The organism is Methylobacterium sp. J-001, from assembly GCF_022829565.1.
GTDB lineage: Bacteria > Pseudomonadota > Alphaproteobacteria > Rhizobiales > Beijerinckiaceae > Methylobacterium.
In genome coordinates this window covers 1-487 of sequence record NZ_JAKSYN010000047.1, presented here as the reverse complement: position 1 = coordinate 487, position 487 = coordinate 1, and the positions used below count along the sequence as shown (strand labels likewise).

The 487-nt window shown below is 73.5% G+C and carries 1 protein-coding gene; it reads right to left on the bottom strand.

Translation table 11 applies throughout. From position 1 onward, the window contains the following. Positions 1-487, bottom strand: a 487-nt coding sequence (locus MKK65_RS04905; RefSeq protein WP_279596522.1) for a transketolase C-terminal domain-containing protein, incomplete at both ends; no start/stop codon positions are given.

Genomic DNA, 487 nt, shown 5'->3' with positions numbered 1-487 from the left:
CCGGCAGCGTCGCGAGCGCGGTCTTGACGATGGTGGCGGCGTCGAGCCCGGCCTCGGCGTACATCTTCTCCGGGCTGTCGTGGTCCTGGTAGGTGTCCGGCAGCGTCAGCGTCCGCACCCGGACCCGGCCCGCATCCAGCGCGCCCTGTTCCGACAGCAGGTGCAGCACCATCGCCCCGAACCCGCCGCGCGAGCCCTCCTCGATGGTGATCAGCACCTCGTGGCTCTGCGCCAGCTCCAGGATCAGCGCCTCGTCCAGCGGCTTAGCGAAGCGCGCATCCGCCACGCTCACCGCCACGCCCTGCTCGGACAGCGCATCCGCCGCCTTCAGCGCTTCGGACAGGCGCGTGCCGAGCGACAGGATCGCCACCCGGGCCTCCGGGTCCTGGCGGACCATCCGGCCCTTGCCGATCGCCAGCACCTCGCCCCGCTCCGGCAGCTCGACGCCGACGCCCTCGCCGCGCGGGTAGCGCAGCGCGATCGGGCC